Annotated in this window: 26 protein-coding genes and 1 other RNA gene; 11 read left to right on the top strand and 16 right to left on the bottom strand. The window is 58.6% G+C overall.

Annotated elements, in window-relative coordinates; all coding sequences use genetic code 11:
- Positions 1 to 21: 21 nt before the first annotated feature.
- Complete coding sequence (aroQ, locus tag C7H10_RS04255; protein ID WP_061330721.1) at positions 22 to 462, bottom strand: type II 3-dehydroquinate dehydratase; 441 nt, start codon at positions 460 to 462, stop codon at positions 22 to 24.
- 198 nt (positions 463 to 660) lie between these two features.
- On the opposite strand from aroQ, the gene C7H10_RS04250 reads away from it, so the two are divergent.
- Entirely contained in the window at positions 661 to 1,593 is a 933-nt protein-coding gene (locus tag C7H10_RS04250) for a hypothetical protein (RefSeq protein WP_146136796.1), read from the top strand.
- Complete coding sequence (locus tag C7H10_RS04245; RefSeq protein WP_208622798.1) at positions 1,590 to 2,585, top strand: DUF6976 family protein; 996 nt, start codon at positions 1,590 to 1,592, stop codon at positions 2,583 to 2,585. Before C7H10_RS04250 ends, C7H10_RS04245 begins: the two co-directional genes overlap by 4 nt.
- Positions 2,586 to 2,595: 10 nt before the next feature.
- Here the strand turns inward: C7H10_RS04245 and C7H10_RS04240 are convergent, their stop codons facing one another.
- A complete protein-coding gene (locus C7H10_RS04240) occupies positions 2,596 to 4,209 on the bottom strand; it encodes a diguanylate cyclase (RefSeq protein ID WP_106693877.1) in 1,614 nt (537 codons plus the stop codon).
- 195 nt (positions 4,210 to 4,404) lie between these two features.
- Here C7H10_RS04240 and C7H10_RS04235 point away from each other — a divergent pair, with 195 nt between their 5' ends.
- Together C7H10_RS04235 and C7H10_RS04230 are read left to right on the top strand one after the other, a co-directional pair.
- On the top strand, positions 4,405 to 6,384 hold the full coding sequence (locus tag C7H10_RS04235; RefSeq protein WP_106693876.1) for an EAL domain-containing protein: 1,980 nt from the start codon (positions 4,405 to 4,407) through the stop codon (positions 6,382 to 6,384).
- A 25-nt stretch (positions 6,385 to 6,409) separates the two neighbouring features.
- Complete coding sequence (locus C7H10_RS04230) at positions 6,410 to 7,462, top strand: DUF2333 family protein (RefSeq protein WP_106693875.1); 1,053 nt, start codon at positions 6,410 to 6,412, stop codon at positions 7,460 to 7,462.
- Positions 7,463 to 7,534: 72 nt separating this feature from the next.
- On the opposite strand, the gene ppa is transcribed toward C7H10_RS04230, so the two are convergent.
- From ppa to rpiA, 3 genes are all read right to left on the bottom strand, one after another.
- On the bottom strand, positions 7,535 to 8,062 hold the full coding sequence (gene ppa, locus C7H10_RS04225; protein ID WP_061330717.1) for an inorganic diphosphatase: 528 nt from the start codon (positions 8,060 to 8,062) through the stop codon (positions 7,535 to 7,537).
- A 457-nt stretch (positions 8,063 to 8,519) separates the two neighbouring features.
- The gene (locus C7H10_RS04220) at positions 8,520 to 9,659 is read right to left on the bottom strand and encodes an acyl-CoA dehydrogenase family protein (RefSeq protein WP_106693874.1); all 1,140 of its coding nucleotides are present in this window, start codon (positions 9,657 to 9,659) and stop codon (positions 8,520 to 8,522) included.
- A gap of 141 nt (positions 9,660 to 9,800) precedes the next feature.
- Entirely contained in the window at positions 9,801 to 10,481 is a 681-nt protein-coding gene (gene rpiA, locus C7H10_RS04215; protein WP_061330715.1) for a ribose-5-phosphate isomerase RpiA, read from the bottom strand.
- 134 nt (positions 10,482 to 10,615) lie between these two features.
- Here rpiA and ilvA point away from each other — a divergent pair, with 134 nt between their 5' ends.
- Together ilvA and C7H10_RS19170 are read left to right on the top strand one after the other, a co-directional pair.
- The gene (ilvA, locus tag C7H10_RS04210; RefSeq protein ID WP_106693873.1) at positions 10,616 to 12,157 is read left to right on the top strand and encodes a threonine ammonia-lyase, biosynthetic; all 1,542 of its coding nucleotides are present in this window, start codon (positions 10,616 to 10,618) and stop codon (positions 12,155 to 12,157) included.
- 314 nt (positions 12,158 to 12,471) lie between these two features.
- The gene (locus tag C7H10_RS19170) at positions 12,472 to 12,639 is read left to right on the top strand and encodes a hypothetical protein (protein ID WP_167392875.1); all 168 of its coding nucleotides are present in this window, start codon (positions 12,472 to 12,474) and stop codon (positions 12,637 to 12,639) included.
- Here C7H10_RS19170 and C7H10_RS04205 read toward each other — a convergent pair.
- The 6 genes from C7H10_RS04205 to C7H10_RS04180 form a co-directional block, all read right to left on the bottom strand.
- Positions 12,621 to 13,256, bottom strand: a complete 636-nt coding sequence (locus tag C7H10_RS04205) for a 5-formyltetrahydrofolate cyclo-ligase (protein ID WP_106693872.1) — start codon at positions 13,254 to 13,256, stop codon at positions 12,621 to 12,623. The genes C7H10_RS19170 and C7H10_RS04205 overlap by 19 nt on opposite strands.
- Positions 13,257 to 13,260: 4 nt before the next feature.
- Positions 13,261 to 13,440: non-coding RNA, 6S RNA (ssrS, locus tag C7H10_RS04200), on the bottom strand.
- Positions 13,441 to 13,503: 63 nt separating this feature from the next.
- A complete protein-coding gene (locus C7H10_RS04195) occupies positions 13,504 to 13,800 on the bottom strand; it encodes a cell division protein ZapA (protein ID WP_072676232.1) in 297 nt (98 codons plus the stop codon).
- Positions 13,800 to 14,006 (bottom strand): TIGR02449 family protein, encoded by a 207-nt coding sequence (locus tag C7H10_RS04190; protein WP_061330711.1) that lies wholly within the window; start codon positions 14,004 to 14,006, stop codon positions 13,800 to 13,802. The genes C7H10_RS04195 and C7H10_RS04190 overlap by 1 nt, the downstream gene beginning before the upstream one ends.
- Before the next feature lie 119 nt (positions 14,007 to 14,125).
- The gene (locus tag C7H10_RS04185) at positions 14,126 to 15,403 is read right to left on the bottom strand and encodes an ABC transporter permease (protein WP_106693871.1); all 1,278 of its coding nucleotides are present in this window, start codon (positions 15,401 to 15,403) and stop codon (positions 14,126 to 14,128) included.
- Positions 15,400 to 16,056 carry an ATP-binding cassette domain-containing protein gene (locus C7H10_RS04180; RefSeq protein ID WP_374786915.1) on the bottom strand — a complete coding sequence of 219 codons (657 nt, stop codon included), beginning with the start codon at positions 16,054 to 16,056 and terminating at the stop codon, positions 15,400 to 15,402. The genes C7H10_RS04185 and C7H10_RS04180 overlap by 4 nt, the downstream gene beginning before the upstream one ends.
- A 126-nt stretch (positions 16,057 to 16,182) precedes the next feature.
- Here C7H10_RS04180 and C7H10_RS04175 point away from each other — a divergent pair, with 126 nt between their 5' ends.
- Positions 16,183 to 16,698, top strand: coding sequence for a DUF3299 domain-containing protein (locus C7H10_RS04175; protein WP_106693869.1), 516 nt, complete (start codon positions 16,183 to 16,185; stop codon positions 16,696 to 16,698).
- A 6-nt stretch (positions 16,699 to 16,704) separates the two neighbouring features.
- Here the strand turns inward: C7H10_RS04175 and C7H10_RS04170 are convergent, their stop codons facing one another.
- Positions 16,705 to 17,304: a ZrgA family zinc uptake protein gene (locus C7H10_RS04170; RefSeq protein WP_106693868.1), complete on the bottom strand. Its 600-nt coding sequence runs from the start codon at positions 17,302 to 17,304 to the stop codon at positions 16,705 to 16,707.
- A 186-nt stretch (positions 17,305 to 17,490) separates the two neighbouring features.
- On the opposite strand from C7H10_RS04170, the gene C7H10_RS04165 reads away from it, so the two are divergent.
- Genes C7H10_RS04165 through C7H10_RS04150 form a run of 4 tightly spaced genes read left to right on the top strand, consistent with a single transcriptional unit; the run spans position 17,491 to position 21,923 of the window.
- On the top strand, positions 17,491 to 18,087 hold the full coding sequence (locus C7H10_RS04165; protein WP_106693867.1) for a UPF0149 family protein: 597 nt from the start codon (positions 17,491 to 17,493) through the stop codon (positions 18,085 to 18,087).
- A gap of 12 nt (positions 18,088 to 18,099) precedes the next feature.
- On the top strand, positions 18,100 to 19,419 hold the full coding sequence (gene pepP / locus C7H10_RS04160; RefSeq protein ID WP_106693866.1) for a Xaa-Pro aminopeptidase: 1,320 nt from the start codon (positions 18,100 to 18,102) through the stop codon (positions 19,417 to 19,419).
- 4 nt (positions 19,420 to 19,423) lie between these two features.
- On the top strand, positions 19,424 to 20,710 hold the full coding sequence (ubiH, locus tag C7H10_RS04155; RefSeq protein ID WP_106693865.1) for a 2-octaprenyl-6-methoxyphenyl hydroxylase: 1,287 nt from the start codon (positions 19,424 to 19,426) through the stop codon (positions 20,708 to 20,710).
- Positions 20,700 to 21,923: an FAD-dependent monooxygenase gene (locus C7H10_RS04150; protein ID WP_106693864.1), complete on the top strand. Its 1,224-nt coding sequence runs from the start codon at positions 20,700 to 20,702 to the stop codon at positions 21,921 to 21,923. Before ubiH ends, C7H10_RS04150 begins: the two co-directional genes overlap by 11 nt.
- A gap of 20 nt (positions 21,924 to 21,943) precedes the next feature.
- Here the strand turns inward: C7H10_RS04150 and C7H10_RS04145 are convergent, their stop codons facing one another.
- Genes C7H10_RS04145 through tatA form a run of 4 tightly spaced genes read right to left on the bottom strand, consistent with a single transcriptional unit; the run spans position 21,944 to position 24,145 of the window.
- Positions 21,944 to 22,663, bottom strand: a complete 720-nt coding sequence (locus C7H10_RS04145) for a 16S rRNA (uracil(1498)-N(3))-methyltransferase (RefSeq protein ID WP_061330702.1) — start codon at positions 22,661 to 22,663, stop codon at positions 21,944 to 21,946.
- Complete coding sequence (gene tatC / locus C7H10_RS04140) at positions 22,660 to 23,442, bottom strand: twin-arginine translocase subunit TatC (RefSeq protein WP_061330701.1); 783 nt, start codon at positions 23,440 to 23,442, stop codon at positions 22,660 to 22,662. Before tatC ends, C7H10_RS04145 begins: the two co-directional genes overlap by 4 nt.
- Positions 23,439 to 23,903: a Sec-independent protein translocase protein TatB gene (gene tatB / locus C7H10_RS04135; RefSeq protein ID WP_106693863.1), complete on the bottom strand. Its 465-nt coding sequence runs from the start codon at positions 23,901 to 23,903 to the stop codon at positions 23,439 to 23,441. Before tatB ends, tatC begins: the two co-directional genes overlap by 4 nt.
- A gap of 11 nt (positions 23,904 to 23,914) precedes the next feature.
- On the bottom strand, positions 23,915 to 24,145 hold the full coding sequence (tatA, locus tag C7H10_RS04130) for a Sec-independent protein translocase subunit TatA (protein WP_058092479.1): 231 nt from the start codon (positions 24,143 to 24,145) through the stop codon (positions 23,915 to 23,917).
- Positions 24,146 to 24,168 lie beyond the last annotated feature (23 nt).

Below are 24,168 nucleotides of genomic sequence, written 5' to 3'. Positions count from 1 at the left end.
TCCAGTCCCGTTGTCTCTGGTCTATCGGTGAATTCGTTGCAGTGCAGCCTGCAGGGCAAGGTCGTAGCCCTGGCTGCCCAGCCCGCAGATAACCCCTTCGGCGATATCTGAAAAATAGGAGTGATGGCGGAAAGGTTCCCGCGCATGCACATTTGATAAATGCACTTCTATAAACGGTATGCCGGAGGCCAGCATGGCGTCCCGCAGGGCGACACTGGTATGGGTAAAGGCGGCAGGATTGATAATGATAAAATCCACGCCCTCACCCCGGGCCTCATGTACCCGTTCAATCAATTCGTACTCTGCATTGGATTGCAAATGCAGCAGGTGGTGACCTTGCTCGGCCGCTTTCTGGTGCAAGCGGTCGTCAATATCGGCCAGTGTTTCATAGCCATAGACCTCGGGCTCCCGGGTGCCGAGCATGTTGAGGTTGGGGCCATGGAGCACAAGTATGGTCGACATGGTTCTGTCTGCCTTGGTGTTTTACAGGATCGCCGAAGATAACGGCACGTTACCTCAATGGTGCGTACTTGTTAGCCTCAGATCAACACTTTTTGACAATCTTGCCTGTCGTACATTGGTCTTAAAAAGGTTACACAGCAATCGCCGTGTACGCGATGACATTTCGTTGATGACAATCATTGTCGATGAAGGTGGGCCGTGTCGGTATTCGACATTGGTTTCATGCAGCGCCGACAAACCGGCGGGCACGAGGTGATGCCTGAGCGATACGTTCAGGTTCAGTACTTTTTGTGCCCAGTAGGCTTGGGTCTTAAGTCCCGGCCGATTGATGCGATAGTTGGCTGTCTGGCCCGGGAGTATGCTGCCAGACTGGGTGTTTCAAGGCATAGGGATTTCCAGGGAGGTATCGTGCGAGACACCGAGATCTGCCGTCAGTTACTTGAATTGAAAGAACCGTGGGTTGTGGACCGCATCAAAGTGGATGCGCAGCGTCGGGAGCTTCATGCCTACCTCAGAACCGGAAAGTCCTGGTTTGGTCGGCCGGCATTTGTACAGCCAAAATCGTGCTGGCGGCATGCCAACGTGGGCCCTTTGAAAACCTACATTCATGCCAGTTTGCCGGAGCAGGGCACAGAGTCGCCAGAGGCGGTACCGTTTCTTGGCCCTGCCGGTGATGACTATACGCATGGTCTGGCCCATAAGGTGATTGAGTGTCTGAATGCCGGGCTGGGGTATCGACAAGTGTGCAGGTTGCTCGACATTGACGTTTACCTTGCCTGGCAAATACGCCATGCCATCAGCGAAGGCGTGCATGGTACCGATCATGGCTTTGAAGGTGCTTTGGCTGAAAGTGCTTCGCCGGGTGCTGCCCGGCAGGTTATTCCGCCGACCGGTGATCCCGTATGGTTCAATTTATTGGCCTCTGACACACTGATGGATATTCGCCTTCTGAGTCTCAAGCTACTGCTGGCCCGGAGTCGGCAGGAGTTTTCGGGCCTGACCAGTCACGATGCGAAGATTCTCAGGGTGAACACGCTCAGACGATTTTTTATCAAGCACGAAAAACAGCTTGGTCATGAAATCGCCCAGTTGGCGACATTTCGAGAGAGCGCTGAGGGGATAGACTCGTGAGCAAAACCACGCAGGCGGGGATGATGACCCCAACGGAGGCAGCCGAGCTGATCAAGGCGGGAAGGGCTTTGGCCATTGCCGGTGATGAGGCGTTATTGGCCACTCTGCCTCGGGGTACCTGGGTGGGAGGGAGCACGCCATACTTCATGACTGGCGATGGTGGCCAGTGTTGCCGCGACAGGCTGTTTGTGCAAGATCTCGGTGACGGGGACGCCAGCGTGCACCACTACGACGAAATCACGCTGCGCAATGTTCTGGAAGATGCCCCTGAGAATGGCTATTCGATCATAATTTTGCCTGCCGGTAGTAAGGTGTTGGAAGCCTATGCGCACCATGCGCCGGAGTTTCCCGACATGTACCTGAAACCGATTGTAGGCTGGGTCTCTGGTGTGCATCTCGATGAGCTGGCTCAGGGTAAAGCGGTTGTTTTTGATGGTCGGAGCGGGGAGTGTTTCAGTGACCGGGCGGTGGTGCTCCATGTGCCTCTGGATGACAGCCTCTCCGCGGTTGTTCATATCGTCAATCTGTTTGAAGCAGGCACCGGCCCTGAGCTGACGTTCGAGGCAACGAGTCGTGCGGTAGGCCGGTGCCGTGTGGATGGCCAGCCTCACAACTTTGTCGATCTTGTGTTACGCGAAAGCGGTCAGCAGCAGCTGCCGTTGGTGGCGGACTACTGTGGCGCAATGGTCAACGTAAGCATTCAGTCCGTCGACGAGCAGGCCGGCGTGGTAAACCTTTATGCACCGGTCTTCGAGGGGGTGAGTTATCGTTTCGCGCGGCCGGTGGAAGACTACCCGACCGCGTTCCTCGCCGCCATGCCTGACCATGCCGGTAATCTGGTGTTTGGCTGTAACTGTATCCTCAACTACCTATACTCGGAGCTGGAAGGTCGGACCACCGCCGAGCTGACGGGGCCGATTACCTTCGGTGAAGTGGCCTATCAGCTGCTGAATCAGACAGCGGTATTTCTGACTGTGGAGCCCGCTGCCTGATATCCGGGATTTAGTCCTCTGCAGTGGTAACGCAGTTGCGCCCATGCTCCTTGGACGTGTAAAGCGCCCGGTCTGCGCGCTCGCACAGGGACTGGGCGCTGTCACCCTGCCAGGCGGAGATGCCGCAACTGAAGGTGACGTTAAATTCCCGGTCGCCGGCCGGCTGTACCAGCTCGGAGAAGCGCTCGCGGATTTCATTCAACACGTTGCGGGCGTCACCGGGCCGTGTGTTGGGCAGAATGATCGCAAATTCCTCACCACCATAACGACCGATGTGATCGGATTTTCGCAGTCGCTGCTTGAGGAACATCGACAGGCTTCGCAGCACCCGGTCGCCAATGGGATGGCCAAAGGTGTCGTTTACCTTTTTGAAGTAATCGATGTCGAGCATAGCGAAACACAGGGATTGGTCTTTCTGCCGGGCCCGCACGATTTCCTGCTCCAGCAGATGCAGGGTATGGGTGTGGTTATACAGTCCGGTGAGGCTGTCGCGAATCATCAGTGCCAGCAATGACCGGGCCCGGCGGCCACGGTTGTGCAGGGTGGCAATCAGGTGTTTGGGGTCGATGGGCTTGGTCAGGAAGTCGTCGCCCCCCAGGCTCATGGCGTGCAGCTGCTTGCTGACGTCTTCTTCCGCGGACAGGTAAATGATGGGAACGCTGTGGAAGCGATCCTGCTGACGGATCACCCGGGCGATCTCCATGCCAGTGCAGCCGGGCATGTACATGTCCAGAATGATGATTTCTGGCGAAAACTCTTCCAGGGCGTGAATAATCTGCATCGGATCGGTGATGATGTGGGCGGTCATGCCCGCCTTCTTCAGCACCGTTTCCATGTATTTGGCCTGGGCCCGGGAGTCATCCAGAACCAGCACCTTGTAGGGCTCGACCGTATTGCCGTGGGTGTAGGTTTCGATCTTTTCGATCAGCTGCCCGGGGTCCACCGCCGGGTAGAAAAACTCCTCGCCGCCACACCGGGATGCTCGCAGGCGGGTTTCAATGCTGCCGTCTTCATCGCTCATGAAGATGATCGGTATGGGCGTGTCGTGCTGCTCCTGTAGCTGCTCCACAGTGGCAATACCACTGTTGGTGTCGCCGCCAAAGTTGACATCCATGAGGATGGTTTCCGGCTTGCTCAGGGCGCAGGCTTCAATCAGGTCAGAGGCACTGCTGAACGCGGAGGCCCGGAACCCGAAAAATTCCAGCTGGCGGATCAGGCGGGCGGCCATTTCACCGTTGGACAGCGCAATGTAAACCGGTGTGCGTCGGTATTGCTGGGGCGTGTCGGAGGTTTCCTGGTCGGTACGGCGTTGGGTGCAATGGCGCAGAGTCTCGGTGGCATCTTCCAGTTGTCGTGCCTGGTCATCCTCAAGGGGGGCGCTCTGGTGCCAGTGCTCAAGCAGTCCCAGGATGTGCTCCGCAGCGGCGGCATGGCTCTCCATTTCGAACCGTTTGGCATAGCGGACCAGCTTGTCCGTTGCCGAGACCAGCTCATCGCGGTAAACCGCGGCTTGATCCCTGTCTTCGCGAATCTTCTGCCAGGTATCCAGAACCACCCTGGCCTGGGTGGTCACACGGCGGGCGAAATGCTGCCTGAGTTTTTCTTTCTGGCTTTCGTCGTTCATTGTGCTCCGGCCTGTCTGTTTTCATTTTTTGATGGTCCGATCCGGCAGGACTAACTTTTTAACCTTAGTCCTTTTGCAGAGTCTATAGTGTTTAATGTTGTCGGCGTAGGTTGCGCTATGTAAATGTTTGTCAACTCTGCGGTACAGGTCACAGACACTCATCAAACCAATTATCGGACCGGAGCCCCAGCAGCTATGGCGGGGATGCTTGGAAAGAGAGATCAGCAGCACGGCGTGATTACGCTTCAGGGGCTATTACTGGTGTTTACCGGTGGCTTGCTGGTGCTCATTCTCACGGCGGCGTTCATCACCAGTTTCGGCTATTTTCGGGGCTACGTAGCCGATCAGCTCGGTGATCATGCCCGGGACGGCGCCACGGCCACGGGCTTATCCTTGTCGAATGCCATTGATGGCTCAGATCCGGTGGCCGCTGCGTCGCTGATTGATGCCGTGTTCGACAGCGGCCGGTACTTGTCCGTGGAATACCTTGATCACAGTGACAGCCTGCTTGCGGGCAGAAGAAAGCCGCTTCAGGGTACTGCCGCCCCTGGCTGGTTTATCCGTTTGACCTCCCTGCCGCGGCCAATGGCTGAGGCCGAAGTCGTGCGTGGCTGGAGCCGTCTGGGCAAGGTTCGTGTGGTCAGTCATCCGGGCCGGGCTTACGACGACCTCTGGCGCATTACCGTGGGCCTGTTGGTGGGAGTGCTGGCCATCGGCGGTGCCGGTTTGGTCGTCCTGCACCTGTTGCTGGGGCGAATACTCAGCCCGCTGAAAGCGTTGGAAGCTCAGGCCAGGGCTTTGGGGCAGCGGGATTTTCGGAAACGGGTCGACATCAAGTCAACCCGGGAACTGAACCAGGTTACCGAAGCCATGAATCAGATGGCGGATGACCTCGGCCAGTTGTTTGAGGGGCAAGGCAAGCTGATCCAGCATTTGCGCAAGGTGAATAACGAAGATCCCGTGACCGGCCTGGCCAGTCGGAGTGCCTTTGATCAGCGACTGCGGGCTGAACTTGAATCCGAGGAAAAGGCTGCCCCGGGCGTGTTGATTATGATCCAGCTCGGCTTTTTCGTTGACTACAACAGGGCCTATGGCCGCAGCGAGGGCGACCTGCTCCTGAAGCAGATTGCAGGCTGTCTGCAGCGCTTTGTTAAGCGGCACACTGAATCTTTCGCCGGGCGCAGGACCGGGGCCGAATTCGCGGTTTTCCTGCCCGGCGCATCCGCGGCAGATGTCCGGGTATGGGCGGAAGAACTGGTGGCGGAACTTGACGGGCTTTATGCGGATCATGCCGCACCGATGGATACCATCGTGCATGCGGGGCTTGCTGTGACGGCCGAAGGGCTGGGTAGCCGGGACCTGCTGGCAGCTGCCGATGAGGCCTTGGTGGCGGCCCAGCAGCGGGATGAATCCTGCTGCTGGCTGTCCGAAACCGGCCTGGAGAACCACCACAACATGGAAACCTGGCGGGTGATCATCAGCCAGGCGATACGTGACCGCAGTTTGTCGCTGTGGTTACAGCCCATGGTGCAGGGCGGTGAACAGTCGGTGGTTCACTATCAGGTGTTTTCCCGTATCAACAGTCCTGAAGGGGTTCTCAAGGCAGGTTTGTTTGTACCTGTGGCCGAGCGCCTTGGGCTAATCAAGGACATTGACCGGCTGCTGATCGAGCGGGTTCTGGAGCGCCTGGCGAGCCATCCAGGGGAGCGCCTGGCGGTATCCCTGGGGAGTGCGTCTGTTGCTGACCCGGAGTTCCGGAGTGATTTGCTGGCGAGTCTTGGGCAGGCAGGGCCTCTGGTTAGTCGTCTTTGGGTTGGTGTGGCCGAGCAGACCATTCACCATCACCGCAAGGATGTCAGCACACTGGTTCGAGAGCTTGTCCGGCTCGGGGTGCCGGTTCTGGTGGATCGTTTCGGGGTGGGGGGCGTGCCGTTCAGCTACCTGAAGAATCTGCCGTTCCGGGCCATGCGTATCGATAACAGCTTCATCCATAACCTGGACAGCCATGATGAAAATCGTTTCTGGCTGGAGTCCGTGCTGGCCATTGCGCGCAGCCGGGGCGTGAAGGTTTTTGCGACAGGAGTGGAAACGGCAGCAGAATACTCGGTACTCTGTAAACTGGGTATTGATGGAGCCATGGGATACCATCTTGGCAGGCCATTTGCCGCTGATTGACAACTGACGGGAGACTTGCAGCCTTATGCCGGGCAAAATCACACAGTACTTCAGGGACAAGAAAGACGATATGCAGGATTACACCGGAGGCAGCGGTGTCATTGGCAAGTTTGTTCTGGCGATCCTGTTGGTATATCTGCTTGTAACCACCATTCTTGGTATGTACTGGAGCAGTGAGCCAGATACCTTTTCTGTGCGAGAGCACACCCGTGCCCTCGCCAGTGACATGGGCCGGGAGCCGGTGACCGGTTTTGCCACCACGGCCACGATGATCAAGATTGCCGAAACCTTGCTGGACAAACCCGGTGGCTACATTTCCAACGATATCTTCCCACCCGGGTTGTGGATGGACAACATGCCCAACTGGGAGTTTGGTGTGCTGGTGCAGTTGCGGGATCTGTCCAGAGCTATGCGTAAGGACATCAGCCGCTCCCAGAGCCAGTCTGCTGAAGACGCGGACCTGATCATCGCCGAACCGCAGTTTCATTTTGACAGCGGTAGCTGGGCCATTCCCTCCACGGAGCGGGAGTACCGCCGGGGCATCAATGCGCTGAAACGGTACCTGGACCGGCTGTCTCACCCGGAGCAGCCTAACGCTCAGTTCTTTGCCCGTGCTGACAACCTCAATAACTGGCTGGCAGACCTTGAAACCCGGTTGGGCAGCCTGTCACGAACGCTCAGCGAGAGTGTTGGGAAAGCCTCGGTTTCGGAAGCTCTGGCTAACCTGAACCCCGATGATCCGCTGGCGGAAGACACCGGTGGTGATGACGTGAAAACGCCCTGGACCAAAATTGATGACGTTTTCTATGAGGCACGGGGCAGCGCCTGGGCATTGCTGCACATCTTCAAGGCCATTGAGGTGGATTTCCGCAAGGTGTTGCAGGACAAGAATGCCATGGCCAGCGTGAAGCAGATCATTATCGAACTTGAGGGCACGCAACAGCCCATGTGGAGCCCGGTGATTCTGAACGGCAGCGGCTTCGGGGTGCTGGCGAATCACTCACTCACCATGGCGGCCTATCTGTCGCGGGCGAACGCGGCCATCAGTGATATGCGGGATCTGCTGTCCAGGGGCTAAGAGTCCGGATCTCGCGCACAAAAAAGCCGGGCAGTCGTGATGACTGCCCGGCTTTTTTTACCCGAAGTGCGATCAGCCTTTGTAGGCGTTAACCGCATCTTCAATGGCTTTTTTGGCTTCGGCGGCGTTGCCCCAGCCCTGTACCTTCACCCACTTGCCGGGTTCCAGTGTCTTGTAGTTCTCGAAGAAGTGACGGATCTGGTTGAGCAGCAACTCCGGCAGGTCGTCGATCTCTTTGACATCGTGGTAGGTGGTGGTCAGCTTGTCGTGGGGTACCGCAACCAGCTTGGCATCACCACCGGCCTCGTCTTCCATGTTCAGCACGCCTACCGGGCGACAGCGAATAACGCAGCCGGCCTGAATGGGGTAAGGGGTAACAACCAGCACATCGATGGGATCGCCGTCATCAGCCAGGGTGTGGGGGATGAAACCGTAGTTGGCCGGGTAGAACATGGGGGTGGCCATGAACCGGTCAACCAGCAGGGCGCCCATGTCTTTGTCCAGCTCGTACTTGACCGGGGAGCTGTTAGCCGGGATCTCGATGGCTACGTAGATGTCTTCTGGCGGGTTCTTGCCAGCGGGGATGTTGTCGAATTGCATGTGCGATCCTTCCTGCTACGTTGAGGTACGTTTAACTGCGTTCAAAAAGTGGGCGCAATTATACGGAAGTCTCTTGCCATTCGAAACTAAACCTTGGTCGTTGACTGTGGTGCATACAACCATCAGGCAGCACTTTCCGAAAAACGCCCGTGAATACATCCCTGTAGGGCTCGGTCGCGCCATCCATGGCGCTCCACGTTTTCGGCAAGTGCTGCCTGATGGTCGTCCGAACCTTTGCGGGAGCTTTCGGCCCTCAAGCGTTTTGGGAAGGCCCACCTCACCGACGCCCAAAGTCTCTGCGAATGTGGTTGGTAGCTCGCACTAAGTTCAGCAAGGGGCGTACCAGGGAGCTTTCCAAAACTGTGCGGAGCCATGGATGGCGGAGCCCAAGCGCCACATGGACGTGCCGAAGGAGCGTGTTTTGGAAAGCTTCCTGGTACGCCCCTAACTCCGACGATTAAAGCCTGATCTGTTTGGCAATCAGCTCCTTCATGATTTCCGTGGTGCCGCCGCCAATGGACAGAAGCTTGGCATCCCGATACAGCCGCTCTACCACGGATTCCCGCATATAGCCCATGCCTCCGAACAGCTGTACCGCTTCGCGGGTAACCTTTTCGGACACGTCCACAGAGAAATTCTTGGCCATGGCCACCTGTTTGATCGGGTTCTTGCCGGCCTGCATCAGCGCGGCGCAGCGGTAGGTGTATTCCCGGGCGATATCGATCTGCGTCGCCATGTCCACCAGCTTGTGGCGGGTGACCTGAAAGCCGGCGATGTTGCGGCCGAAGGCCTGGCGTTGTTTGGTGTAATCCAGGGCCGCCTCGTAGGCCAGCTGGGCGGTCATGTAGGCCATGACGGACAAGCTCAGGCGTTCGGCCAGGAAGTTGCTCATGATGGCGATAAAGCCGGCGTTTTCGGCGCCGATCAGGCGGTCTGCCGGTACCCGGCAGTCTTCAAAGAAAAGCTCGGCAGTGTCGCTCGCCCACCAGCCCATTTTCTTGAGTTTCTTGCCGGTGGAGAAGCCCGGTGTGTCGCGGTCGATCAGCAGCAGGCTGATGCCAGCGTGGCCTTCGCCCCCGGTGCGCACAGCCACCGTGTAGTGATCGGCGCGGATGCCGCTGGTGATGAACGTTTTGCTGCCGTTGACGATGTAGTGATCACCATCTTTTACCGCACGGGTCTTCAGGTTCGCCACGTCGGAGCCGCCGCCGGGTTCGGTAACGGCCAGTGCAGCAATTTTCTCGCCGCGTAGTACCGGCGGTACGATCTGTTCCCGAATTTCCTGCTTCGCCCACTTGGCCACCGGCGGCAGGCCAATGTCCAGGGAGCCGATGCTGGCCACAAAGCCACCGGAGGTGGAACGCATCAGTTCCTCGGAAACCGCCACTTTCATAAAAATGTCGCCTTCAGCGATGCCGCCCAGAGCCTCAGGGAAGCCAATGCCCAGAAGCCCTGCGTCGCCTGCGAGCTGGTAGATTTCCCGGGGGAATTCGCCGGCTTCTTCCCAGTCGTCTATGTAAGGGCGTACGTGGGTTTCGATGAATTTGCGCGCGGTCTGGCGCACCTGTTCGTGAGTTTCGTTGAAGTAGTCAGACACGGATTCGCTCCCGGTGTACTTGTTATTCGATGGGACGAGTGTCGCGCAATCTCCGTCACCAAGCAAGCGCTTGGTTTGCATTTCTCTGGGCACAAAAAAACTGGCCCGATTGGCCAGCTTTCGCAGGTAGTCCGTGGCCTGTCAGGCGCCGTTACGGGAGATACGCTTCACGCCCTCGCTGGTGCCCAGCAACAACAGGTCCGCCGGGCGGCGGGCGAACAGGCCGTTGGTGACCACGCCCACGATGTTGTTCAGTTTTTCTTCCATCTGGATCGGGCGGGAGATATCCAGGTTGTGGACGTCGATGATGATGTTGCCGTTGTCTGTGGTAACACCGTCACGGTACACGGGATCACCGCCCAGCTTGACGATTTCCCGGCCAACATGGCTGCGTGCCATGGGGATGACTTCCACCGGCAGCGGGAAGTCGCCAAGGATGTCCACCATTTTCGAGCCATCAGCGATGCAAATGAAGGTTTTGGCTACCGCCGCTACGATTTTTTCCCGGGTCAGCGCGGCGCCGCCGCCTTTGATCAGCTCCAGGTTGGCGTTGGTTTCGTCGGCACCGTCGACATAAAACTCCATCTCACTGACGCTGTTCAGGTCATAGACTTCAATACCGTGCTTTTTCAGGCGTTCTGCGGTGGCTTCGGAGCTTGCCACGGCGCCGTCGAATTCATCTTTGTACTGGGCCAGGAAGTCGATAAAAAAGTTGGCGGTGCTGCCAGTGCCCACGCCGACAATGCTGCTGCGTTCCAGTTTCGGGGCAATGTAGTCCACGGCTGCTTTGGCAACGGCTTGTTTGAGTTCGTCCTGCGTCATGGTGAGCTCCGGGAGAAAAAAAGATGATTTTTCACGCATTATACGCGCCCAGTGTCTCTGCTTATAGACGGCTGCCGTGCAAAGTTTCTACACTGTAGGTTTTTCCAAGCCAATCACCAGCAACCGGAACCATCATGCCGCAACGCTACATCAAGAAGATTCTCGATGCGCGGGTCTATGACGTCGCCATCGAAACACCCCTGACTGAAGCCCGTAGCCTCTCCAAGCGCTTTGGCAACAATATTCTGCTCAAGCGTGAAGACCTTCAGCCGGTGTTTTCCTTCAAGATTCGCGGCGCCTACAACCGGATTGCCCAGCTCTCTGAAGAGCAGAAAGCCAAAGGGGTGATTTGTGCCTCCGCTGGCAACCATGCCCAGGGCGTGGCGTTGGCGGCCAAGAAGCTGGGTATCAAGGCAGTGATCGTGATGCCCCAGACCACCCCGGAGATCAAAGTGCGCTCGGTGAGGGACCACGGTGCCCGGGTAGTGCTCAAAGGCGATGCTTTTGATGAAGCCGCGGCCCATGCCCAGGAACTGATCAAGAAACATGGCTACACCTACATCCCGCCCTACGACGACCCGGATGTGATTGCCGGCCAGGGCACCGTCGCCATGGAAATCATGTGGCAGTTCAGCCAACCGATCCATGCCATCTTTATCTGCGTGGGCGGCGGTGGCCTGATTGCCGGTATGGCCGCCTACATCAAATACCTTCGCCCGGAGATCAAGGTAATCGGTGTTGAACCCGAAGATTCCAACTGCTTGCAAGCAGCGCTCGCGGCCGGTGAACGGGTGGTCCTGGACGAAGTGGGCATCTTTGCCGACGGTGTGGCGGTCAAGCAGATTGGCAAATACCCTTGGGAAATCTGCAAAGATTACGTGGACGAAGTGATCACCGTTTCCACCGACGAAATCTGCGCAGCCATTAAGGATGTGTTCGAAGACACCCGCTCCATCGCCGAGCCCGCCGGGGCTTTGGGTGTTGCCGGTATCAAGAAATACATCGAGCGTGAACAGATCGAAAATGAAAATCTGATCGCCACGCTCAGCGGCGCCAACATGAATTTCGACCGTTTGCGTTACATTTCAGAGCGCACCGAAATCGGTGAGAAGCGCGAGGCCATCCTGGCGGTCACCATCCCGGAACGCCCGGGTGCCTTCAAGACCTTTATCAACGCCTTGCACAAGCGCAGCATCACCGAATTCAACTACCGCTATTCGGACTCTGACGACGCCACCATCTTCGTCGGTATCCAGATCCAGGCCGGCGGCCACGGCCGGGAAGACCTGGTGCAGGAACTCCGCGAAAACGGCTACTCTGTGATCGACCTCACCGACAGCGACCTGGCCAAACAACACATCCGCCACATGGTCGGCGGCCATGCGCCATCGGTGGATAACGAAGTGGTGTACCAGTTCGAATTCCCCGAACGCCCGGGCGCCCTGCTGAAATTCCTGATGTCCCTCGGCACCCGCTGGAACATCTCCCTGTTCCACTACCGCAACCACGGCGCCGCCTACAGCCGCGTGCTGCTGGGAGCACAGGTGAATGAGGATGAGATTCCGGATTTCGAAAAGATGCTGGAGAAGGTGGGTTTCCGCTACGAAAACATGACCGACAACGAAGCCTACCGGTTGTTCCTCGGCGCCGGGAACGGAAGCGCAAACGAACAGTAGAAACCGGGCCAAATCACCCAAGTAGAATCAGGGGGTGGATGGGCTTTACGAAACTGTGCGGAGCCATGGATGGCGGAGCCCAAGCGTCACATGGATGTGCCGAAGGAGCGCGTTTCGGAAAGCCCATCCACCCCCCTGATTCGGGGACCCAGGACCGATTCGGCCTGTTAGTGCCAAAAACCCTTACATAACTGTAACGAGTCAAAAATTGTAAAATTGAAGTTACGTGTTAGTCTTTCGTCTAATTCTCGAACCCGAGAATAGCTAGCTGATTTTCCAACTAATTAACTCAAAGAAAAAACGGGAAATACGTAATGGGTAACAAGCCTGACATCATCCGCGCCATCGTGCTCATCTTTGCTGTCGGCCTTGTCATTACCGGCTTCACTTCCATCCAGGCCTCAGAAGACAAACGTGCCGACCGAGCGGCTGCGCCAGCGGTCGGGTTTATCCAGTCTGCCAATCAGGGTCTGAACCGGTAACAGCGCTGGTCCGTAACCACGCCGTGCAGGGGCACATCCCAGGATTCTATCGGTAATTCACGGACTTTCTGAAAATCGTGGGCCAGCCCTATCAGCTTGGGCGCCATGGCCGGCCTTATCCGGCTGAAGGCGAACGTGCGGTCATAGAACCCACCGCCCATGCCGAGCCTTCCCCCCTGCTCATCAAAACCTACCAGCGGAAACAGTACCGCATCCAGTGCCCAGGCCGGTCTGCGCCTTGAGCGTGGAAATGCCGGTTCCGGGATGCCAAAGCGATTAGCGGTCAGTTCAACGCCGTCAAAGTACGGACTGAACACCAGTTTGCCCGGATACACCGGGTGCAGAATTGGCAGGTAAAACCGAATGCCTTTGCGCCGGCCCAGATCAATGAAAAGGCTTGGGTCGATCTCGCCATCATTGGGCAGATAGATGCCAATATGCCTGGCACGGTAAAGGTCGGGGTGCTTCAGAAGGTTCAGTGCCAGTCGTTCCGAGGCTTGCTGTTGCTGTTCGAAGGATAAGGCTCGGCGTTTTTGCCGGAGGTGCCTGCGGAGCTCCGTCCTGGACAGGGTGTCCGGATGGGATTCAAACGGTTGGGGGGAGTGGAAATGACTCAAAATAAAGCTTCCCGGGCTGCCGTTATCGGATGTAGCCCTTGAACCCAAAGTTCAAGGTCGGTGGCCGCTGTGACATATTAGGCTTTCCCCCTTGGGGGACATGCTCACAATGCCCTGAAGTGGCCACCTGGGTAGTGCGCATCGGCTCGAGGACGTACCCGACCAGCGAACAGCCCAGGAAGTTGATCCCATTATACGGGCAGGGTCGGGGCCGATTGCAACCCCATTTCCCGGAATCTTTCTGGAATCAGTTTCCGGACGATTCTCCGAGGGCTTCGTCCAGCCGGTTGTCCATGGCTCTGAGCAAATTGCTGGTTGCGTGAGACATGGTGTCGCGCTCCAGCAGTTCGTGGGTAATGTTTAGCGCGGCCATCACGGCAATGCGCTCGGTTCCGAACACTTTGCCACTGGAGCGGATTTCCCGCATTTTGTTGTCCAGATGCCGGGCCGCACGAAGCAAGGCCTCTTGCTCTTCCTGCGGGCAAGCCACCAGGTATTCCTTGTCGAGTATTCTGACTTCAACGGTGGTTGATGACTTTGACATCAGTGGTGCTCCAGCGCCCTCAGGCGGCCTATCATGGCTTCAATCTTGTTTTTGGCAAGATCGTTCTTGTGCATTAGCTGGGCTCGTTCCCGATTCCAGTCGTCCTGCAGCTCGCGCAACAGGGCGTTATCCTTCTCCAGCTTTTCGCAGCGTTCAATCAGCTTGTCCAGCTTGTCCGCTAATGCCTGTACTTCGGACTGTTCCATGACGTGCCCAACAACGGTGATGTAAGTGTGAGTAACTATAAGTGCCGACGCCAAACCGGTCAATTTAACGCATTGTCATGGCGCGGATTCCCGTGATGGCCATCACCTTCGGCGCGGGTTCAGTCTGTATCGGCGGCACCAAATCCCTGTTTCCGGCTCTTTCGCCAGGTGCTGGTGGCCGGTACCAGTGATACCAGCAGGGCTGACACCGGAACGGCAGCCAGCAGTAACCATTCGTCCTGTTTCAGCGGGCGCAGGCTGATCTGAATGCCGAACTGCTCCAGCAGCCAGGGGCTCAGACCGGCAATTGCGCCAGCCCCGACAATCAGGGCGAGCAGGCAGGCGGTGAGGGCCAATACTACGCACTCAAAACTGTAAAGTGATGCGATCAGCGCCGGGGATGCGCCTGTGGCCCTTAAAATCGCCACTTCACGTTGGCGCTGGGCCTGCAGGGTCAACAGGACGGCCACCAGGCCGACCAGGCTGGTAACAACCACGAAGGCGCTGATGCCGAGCAGCGCTTTTTCAAATTGCCCCATCATGCGCCAGAGCTCGCTCAGCGCGACACCGGGGAGAATGGCGGATAACGGCTCGTCCCGGGACTGGTTCAGTTCCCGTTGTACCTGAAACGTGAGGATGGGCTGACTCAGGCCGACAAAGGCCGCCGTGATGGAGTCTGGTGTAAAGTCCCTGGCTCTGGCGCGGTCCGGGGATAAACCCCGGCCAGGGATGGCGACACCGGATTCCCAGCCAACATGGATAGCTTCCATGGCATCGAGGCTGATATAGACGGCCTGGTCGACCGGCGTCCCGGTGGGTGCAAGCACGCCGGATATCCTGAAGGGCAGGTCGGTGTGATTGGAGAAGCTGGTGCGACCGCCCCCGTGAGACAACACGATCTCATCGTTGAGGTGATGGTCGAGTTGCCTGGCAACACCGGCGCCGAGGACCACGTCGAACAGGTCGTCAAACCACTCGCCCTGGGCCAGTTCCAGAGACTGGTTGTTGCCGAACTGGAGCCGGGCCAGAAACTGGTCGTTGGTGGCGACCACCCGATAGCCACGATAGCTGTCCCCCAGTGAAATGGGGATGGCCCAATTAATTCGGCGATCCTGCTCTAGCTTCTGGAAGCTGGACCAGCGGATGTTGTTGGTGGCATCACCAATATGAAACACCGTGTACAGCAGCAGGTTAAGCTGGCCACTCCGGGCGCCGACGATCAGGTCGGTTCCGCTGATGGTGCTGGTGAAAGACTGGCGGATTTCGGTGCGCAGGTACTGGATGCCCAGCAGCAGGGACACGCTCAGAGTCAGTGTCAGGCAGACCAGAGCAAGTACCCGGCGGCGATACCAGAGGCTGGCGGTAGCGAGGGAGAGGGCAAGTTTTACTTTGCTCATGGCGTCGCTCCCAAAGCTTGTTGATGATGAAAGTGGCTGGCCAGTGCGCGGTCATGGCTGACAAAGATAACCGAGCTGCGCCGCTGTTCAGCCAACGCCAGTAGCAGGTCCAGAAAACGGTCCCGGTTGTCTGCATCCAGTGCAGAGGTTGGCTCATCAGCCAGGATGATTTCCGGTGCGCCAATCAGTGCCCGGGCAGCCGCCACCCGCTGTTGCTGGCCAACGGAGAGTTCGGTCACGCCTTTGTGCCAGTGGTCGTCCGGGATAGCCAGCTGCCTGAGCAGGTCCGCTGCCGATGTCTCGGGGTCTGGGCTGGTGCGGGTGCGGCGCACCGCAGACAGGCGGCAGGGCAGGGTCACGTTGGCCAGCGCGCTCAGGTAAGGCACCAGGTTGAACTGCTGGAAGATCACGCCCATGTGATTTGCCCGGAACCGGTCGCGAGTGCCGGCCTTCAGGCTGGACACCGGCTGCCCCAGAAGTTCGATGGTGCCAGACTCCGGGGCCAGCATACCCGCCAGTAATCCCAGCAGAGTACTCTTGCCGGTGCCGCTGGGGCCATGCAGGAACAGATGCTCTCCCTGGGCAAGCCGGATATCGGGAAAGGCCGTGGCGGTTGTCTGGCCGGGCCATCGAAAGGCCAGTTGGCGTGTCACGATCGCAGGTTCCGGTATACTGGAACCGGATTGGTTTCTTGCTGTCTCGGTGCTCATATCCGTATTGTCTTTGCCGTTGTATGATGGCGTCCGTTACACGGTTGACCCCATGGGGAGTGGTTGTACATGTTCGATACCTTGCAAATCCGGAACCTGCTTGCGCGGCTTGGACCGATGTTACTGCTGATGGTTTCATCCGTTGCCCTGGCAGAGCCGCGGGAGATCGACTGGCTGGAACTGATGCCGCCGGAAGATCTGGCGCTGCTGGAGAGTATGCCGGAAATTGAGCACGAAGGAGACGGCCCCGTCCTGTTGCCGGACGAAATCATGACCGGCCGGGTTGTTCCGGAGATGGGTAACGTAGAAGGCCGGATTCCGGGTTTTGTCGTGCCCCTGAAAGTCACCAACGACATGCGCATCCTCGAGTTCTTCCTGGTTCCCTATTATGGCGCCTGTATTCATGTGCCACCGCCACCGCCGAACCAGATTATTCACGTCAAATATGAAGAAGGATTCACGCTCCGGGCTTTGTATGACCCGGTGTGGATAGAAGGCGAACTGGTGATCGAACGTACCGAGAATGATCTCGGTACGTCCTCCTACTCGCTAGTAGCGACGTCGGTCAAACCCTACAGCGAGTAGCGGCTGCTAGCGGCTCAGCCGGAACTGGGTGGTACCCGGCGACAGGCGCGTGGCGCCTTGCCCCTGGGGACCGACCCACTGCACATTGAGATGCTCAAGTTCAGGGAAGCGGGCCATCAGGCCGGTTTCGAACTGAGCTGACTCCGATAAACCCGGGCAGTTGAGTGTCTGGGTGATTTCTATGTCTGCATGACCAGAGTCATGATCGTGGTCATGGTCGTGACTATGACTATGACTATGGCTGTGACCATGGTCATGCTTGTGGTGGTCTCCTTTTGCTTCACCCCAGCCCACGTGCATGGCGCTGGAGACCAGAGTGCAGTTGCCGGCCACGGTATTGATCATGGCGGTTTCACTGGCCCATTGTTCGGTGTCGTTCACCCGTTGGCGCTGTTCATCCGTGCGGGGCTTGTGCTCGAAACCGATCAGGTTGTAGGCGGGTGACAGAAGCAGTAGATCTACCCGCTCGTTCTCAATTGCCATTTGCAGGTCGGCGTGCCCATGCTGGTGTGCGCTCGGGTTGTCGGAGGCTAGAACCGGCCATGCGGCCAGGCTGAGTGATAGCAGCAGGGTTGTTGAACGTGCGGATGCGCGTGGGTAAAACATGGTTGGTACCTCTCGCAGCTTTGATACGTTATAACATTTTTGATTTTTGCCAGTGCAAAAGCAAGCCTGCCGGTACCCGGAAGTGCCACTTGTCTGCCGGAATGCTAGGATAGAGGCTTCTCAAATGTATACGGAACCCGGCTGGTAGAACGGCCAGGCTCCCCTGACACAGGAACACAGGGTTTCATGTCTGACACCGATAGTACAGGTGCTGCCCGCGCCGCTGAATTTGAACGCTGGGCCAACGTTTACACCACACACAAGGCGTTCAGCCACCCCTCTGAGCTGCATGGTGCATTGTGTGGTCGATTGGCGGCTGGTTCCCGTATTCAGGAAGGCGAATGGCTGGCCATGGTTTGTGAACAGATGGGGCTTGCCACTCAGGCCATGGAAGAGTCCGGGGATCTGGCGCCATTTATGAACGGCGCCTACCAGACGGCGCTCGCGCAGTTGCAGTCGTCAGACCTCAGTTTTCACCCGTTGCTGCCGGATGATGATTACGCCATTGATCAGCGCCTTGAGGCACTGGTGGCCTGGGTTCGGGGTTTCCTGGAAGGCATGGCACTGGCGGCCGGAGCATCCCTGGGGCAGGCTCCGGACGAGATTCGCGAGCTGATTGAAGACATGGTGGCCATCAGCCAGTTGTCGGAAGATGAAGAATCGGATGAAGAAAGCGAGCAGCAGTTGCTGGAGATAACCGAATACATCCGGCTGGGTGCCCTGGCGGTATTTACCGAGTTCAACGAACCGGAAAAGCCGGCCAACACCCCGACCCTGCATTGACCTGGAGACATCATGACCTCAATGATTTCCGTGAAAGAGTTTGCTGAACGCCGGCGCAAGTTGATGGACCGTATGGCGCCAGACAGCATCGCGATCCTGCCGGCGGCCCCGGAACGGGTCCGGAACCGGGATGTGCTGCATCCGTTTCGCCAGGACAGTGATTTTCAGTATCTGACAGGCTTCGGCGAGCCCGAGGCCGTGCTGGTGCTGATTCCCGGCCGTGAGCACGGTGAAACCGTGCTGTTTTGCAAAGAGCGGAACCCGGAGAAAGAACTGTGGGATGGTTTCCTGGTGGGGCCGGAAGGCGCCATTGAGCGCTTCGGTATGGACGATGCCTTTCCGATTTCCGACATCGACGACATCCTGCCCGGAATGATTGAAGGCCGCAGCCGGGTCTATTACCCGCTGGGCAAGGACCACGCCTTTGATAACCGGGTGATGGACTGGGTCAAGGTTATCCGCAGCAAGGTGCGCGCAGGCGCCCATCCTCCCGGCGAGTTCGTGGCCCTGGAACACCTGCTGCATGACATGCGGTTGTATAAAAGCGCCGCTGAAGTGAAAGTGATGGCCAAGGCCGGACAGATCAGCGCCGAAGCCCATTGCCGTGCCATGAAGCGGGCACGCCGGGGCGGTTACGAATACAACCTGGAAGCCGAGCTGATCCATACCTTCATGGAACACGGTGCCCGTTCAACGGCGTATCCTTCCATCGTGGGTGGCGGTGCCAACGGTTGCATCCTGCATTACATCGAAAACAGCTCGCCCCTGAAAGAGGGCGATCTGGTGTTGATTGATGCCGGCTGCGAGCTGGAATGCTACGCCTCGGATATCACCCGTACCTTCCCGGTCAGCGGCCGTTTCAGTTCGGAGCAGAAAGCCCTGTACGAAGTGGTGCTGGCGGCCCAGTACGCGGCAATTGACGCCGTGCGGCCAGGCAATCACTGGAACCATCCTCACGAGGCGGCACTGAAAGTGCTTACCCAGGGGTTGATTGACCTGGGGCTGCTCTCTGGTTCGCTCGATGACGCCATCGCCAGCGAGGCCTACAAGCCCTTCTTCATGCACCGGACCGGTCACTGGCTGGGCCTGGATGTGCACGATGTGGGCGACTATAAGGTGGGTGATGCCTGGCGCGAACTGGAACCGGGCATGGCGTTGACGGTGGAGCCCGGGCTTTACATCGCGCCGGACAATGCCAATGTAGACGCCAAATGGCGAGGCATTGGCATTCGCATTGAAGACGATGTGGTGGTCACCAAGGAAGGTTGCCGGGTTCTCACTGGCGATGTTCCGAAGACCATTGCCGAGATTGAAGCGCTGATGGCGGACTGACACAGTGACAGACACCCGCACCGATACCGATCTGATCATTGCCGGTGGCGGCCTGGCCGGGGCCACTCTGGCGCTGGCGCTGGCGCGCGTGGTGCCGGAGTTACGGGTAACGGTAGTTGAAACCTTTCCACTGTCGCCAGATGCCTTGCCCGAAGACTACCAGCCCAGTTACGACGCACGCTCCACGGCGTTGGCCTGGGGCTCGCGGCTGATCTTCGAAAACCTTGGGCTGTGGCAGGTACTGGCGGAACATGCCACGCCAATCCACCACATCCACGTGTCGGACCGGGGGCGATTTGGCGCAACCCGTTTGCATGCGCAGGATCATGGTCAGGCCGCCCTGGGCTATGTTGCCGATAACCGCTGGATGGGCCTGAGCTTGATGCGGGCGCTGCTGGACACCCCCGTGAGCTGGCAGGCACCGGCGGAAGTCACCGGTATGACGCCGATGCCTGGTGGCGTTCGTGTCGAGATTCGCAAGGGTGACGACCAATACAGTCTGACCGGGCAGTGCCTGGTGGTGGCTGATGGCGGCCGCTCTGGCCTGCGGGAGCAGCTGGGGTTTGTGACCCGCACCGAAGACTACGGTCAGAATGCCCTGATTGCCAACGTCTCCACCAGTGACGCACACGGATTTACCGCTTTTGAACGCTTCACCGAGGCGGGCCCTATGGCCTTGCTGCCCCATGGCTCGCCGGTGACGGCGGAAAACCAGTCCGCCCTGGTGTGGACGCTCACCGACAGTGCGCTGGAGCAGGTACTGGCACTGTCCGATGACCAGCGATGCCAGGCCTTGCAGGAACGCTTTGGCTGGCGCCTGGGGCGCTTTACCCGAATGGGGGAATGTCATCATTACCCGTTGAAACTGACCACGGTGGATGAAGCCGTGCGCCCGGGCGTTGCGTTGGTCGGTAATGCGGCCCACGCGTTGCACCCGGTCGCCGGGCAGGGGTTTAACCTGGCCCTGCGCGGGCTGATGACCCTGGTGGAGCAGTTCCGGCGAGCGGTGGACGAAGGCACGCCGCTGGGTGATCTGTCGATCCTGGGTGAGTATCAGCGCCTGCACCGGCAGGACTGGCAGCAAACCGTGCAGTTTTCGGATTCCCTGATTCGTGTATTCGGGCAATCATTGCCACCTCTGGCGGCCGCCCGGGACGCGGGCCTGGTGGGTCTGGATCTGGTACCCGGCGCCAAGCGCTGGTTTGCCCGCAAAGCCATGGGCACCGGTGGCCGTAAACCCATTGTTTCCCGTGCCGATTGTTCGAAGGAGCCTGCCCGCAATGACCAGTGATTCCGGCAATTCGCAGATGGATATCCTGATTGTGGGTGGCGGCATGATTGGCTCAGCACTGGCCCTGGGGCTGTCCCGCCAGGGCTGGCAGGTCGGGTTGATTGAAGGTGCCGCCGCAGCGGAGTTGGTTGCACCGGCGGCCCCGGCAACCGACGTGAACGCCTTTGAGCCCCGCGTCAGCGCTATCTCCCTGGCCAGCCAGCGCCTGCTGGATGAGTTGGGTGCCTGGCGGCGGGTGCAGGACAGTCGCCATTGTGGCTACCGGCAGATGACGGTGTGGGACGGTGACGGCACCGGGCGTATCCATTTTGATGCAGCGGAGCTGCACGCCAGCTCACTGGGCACCATTGTTGAGAACCGGAACATTGTGCGCGCGCTGTTTGAAGAACTCGCTGACAGTGAAGTAACACTGTTTGATGGCGTCCGGGTGAAGGCCTGGCATGGCCGCGACGGTGTTGAGCTGGAAGACGGTCGGCGCCTGAATGCCCACCTTGTGGTCGGAGCCGATGGCGCCATGTCTCGCTTGCGGCAATGGAGTGGCCTGGCGACGCGGGAATGGGATTACGATCAGCAGGCAATTGTATGTACGGTCCGCACCCGCCAATCGCACCGCTACACCGCCTGGCAGCGCTTTTCGCCAACAGGACCCCTGGCCTTTTTGCCGTTGCTGAATGAAGCCGGCGATGACCATTTCTGCTCAATTGTCTGGTCCCAGGATACGTTGGAAGCAAAACGTCTGATGGCGTTGGACACCGAGGCGTTCAGGCAGGCGCTGGGTGTTGCCATCGAGCAGCAACTGGGTGAGGTGCTGGAGGTCTCCGAGCGTTTTGCCTTCCCGCTGCGCCAGCGACATGCCAAGGACTATGTTACCGACGGCCTGGCACTGGTAGGGGATGCCGCCCACACCATTCACCCGCTGGCAGGCCAGGGTGCCAACCTGGGCTATGGGGATGTGCGGGCCCTGCTGGAAGAGTTGGCTCGGGCAAAAGCCCGCAACCTGGCCCCGGATGATGCCCTGGTGCTGGCCCGCTATCAGCGGCGCCGGAAAGGGGAAAATCTCACTATGATGGCGGCGATGGAAGGTTTCAAGCAGCTGTTTGCCCGGGACGAGCTGCCGGTTCGCTGGTTACGGAATACCGGTATGCGCTGGCTCAACCAGTTGCCCATGCTGAAGAATCGCGTGGCGGCCGAGGCCATGGGTATCACGGAATAAGAGACGGCTTTGCGGGTAGCTCAGCCGCAGGCATCAAACAGCCGGCTGATCAACACTGGCACGGCCGTTTCCACCCGCAGAATGCGGGGCCCCAGATGCACGCCCTGGCATCCGGCCTCTTCCAGTTTGCCCACTTCGTAATCGGTAAAACCACCTTCCGGCCCGATGCACAGGGCTGCCGGCTCGTTCAGGTGAACGGGGCAGGGTGCGGTGGTGCCGGGATGCGCCACCAGTGCGATTTTATTTGCCAGCAGGGCCGGTAGTTCGTCTTCCACAAAGGGTTTGAACAGCTTGCGGATATGCACCTGTGGCATCACCGTATCTTTAGCCTGCTCAAGGCCCAGCGTCAGGTTTTCCTTCAGGTTGTCGTCTGACAGCCACGGAGTTTGCCAGAAGCTTTTTTCCACCTTGTAGCTGTTAATCAGCCAGATATCCTTCACCCCCAAGGACGCGCAGGTCTGCAGCACGCGGCGGAACATCTTTGGCCGTGGCATGGCCAGGATCAGGGTCAGTGGCAGGGGCTGTGGTGGGCGTTGGCTGAGCGTTACTTTCAGCTCCGCTTCGGAGTCTGTCAGGGTCAGAATCTCACCGGTGCCCATGGCGCCGTTGGCCCGGCCGACCGGAATCTGGTGGCCGGTACTGGCTTTGAGTACGGTCCTCAGGTGTTCAAGGCGGCGACCGCGGAGCAGCACCCGGTCTGTGCCGGTGAAGTCTTCGTCGAACAGCAGCGCCAGATTCATGCGGAGTCGGACTCGCCCTCAGAGGCGTCATCGACACGTCGGTATGCCAGGCGCCCGAACAGGATGCCGAATTCGAACAGAATCCACATGGGCACCGCCAGCAGGGTCTGGGAAATAATGTCGGGCGGGGTCAGCAGCATGCCGATGATAAAGCAGGCCACCACCACGTAGGGGCGTTTTGCGGCCAGATCCTGGGGTGTAGTGGCACCTGTGAGGATCAGGAGTACGGTGGCAATGGGAATCTCGAAGGCCACGCCGAAGGCAAAGAACATTTTCAGCACGAAGTTCAGGTAACTGCTGATGTCTGGCAGCTCGACAATGCCCTCGGGCCCGATGGCGGTGAAGAAACCGAACACAAGAGGGAACACCACGTAATAGGCAAACGCTGCGCCGGCGTAAAACAGCAGTACCGAGGTAAACAGCAGGGGAAACGCCAGGCGTTTTTCATGGGCATACAGGCCCGGTGCTACGAAGCTCCAGAGCTGATACAGGATCACCGGGATGGCGGCAAATACCGCCAGCACCAGGGCCAGTTTCAGGGGCGCAAAGAAAGGCGAGGTGATGTCGGTGGCGATCATGGTCTGGCCCACCGGTAAAAGCTCACGCAGTGGTAACGACAGCCAGAGGTAAAGGTCGTTGGCGAACGGGTAGATAAAGGCAAAACACACAATCACGGCCAGCACCATTTTCAGGAGCCGGTTGCGCAATTCGAGCAGGTGCTCGATCAGGGGCATCTCCTGTTGTTCAGGAGGTATCGGGTTACTGCCTGGGTCGCTCATGAACGATTATCCGATGGCCGCTCTGGTGTCGTGCTGCTGGCTTCACCGCTGGCTTCCTGATCGGCGTTGTCGCCTTGCGGAGCGGGTTGCGGAGACTCGGCGGTGGACTGATTGGTGCTTTCCTCGCCGGCACGCCGGCGGGTTGCCGGTGCGGGCCGCGGTTTGCGGGTCTCGCTGTCTGGCAGGATCATGTGTTCGTATTTCTTGGCTTCATCGAGGGCGCCGCGGACGGTTTTCTCCATGTCGTCCAGGCCGACGTCACCGGCCTTGCGGAGCTCTTCCCGCAGCTCTTCTGCCTTGAGCTGGCGATCCAGTTCCGAGGTGAACTGGCCCACCATGCGCCGCGCGCCGCCAATCCACCGGCCCGCAGCCCGGGCAGCGGTAGGCAGGCGCTCAGGCCCAAGTACAAGCAGCGCGATGATGCCGCAGATCAGCAGCTCAATGAAGCCAATATCGAACATTCAGGTGGTACTCAGCTTTGCTTTTCCCGGGGCTTCTCTTCGGCCGGGGCCTCAGTTTTCTCAGCCTGCTGGCCTTCCAGCGTGCTCTGATCAGCGGATTTTTCTTCTTCGTCGCTCATGGATTTCTTAAAGCCACGAATCGCGCCGCCCAGATCACTGCCGATGTTGCGCAGTTTCTTGGTTCCGAACAACAGGATGACGATGCCGAGTACGATTAAAAGTTGCCAGATGCTGATACCCATGAGGGTTCCTCGTTCAATTGTTG

The organism is Marinobacter shengliensis, from assembly GCF_003007715.1.
GTDB classification, from domain to species: Bacteria; Pseudomonadota; Gammaproteobacteria; order Pseudomonadales; family Oleiphilaceae; genus Marinobacter; species Marinobacter shengliensis.
This window is presented reverse-complemented; position numbering and strand designations above follow the sequence as displayed.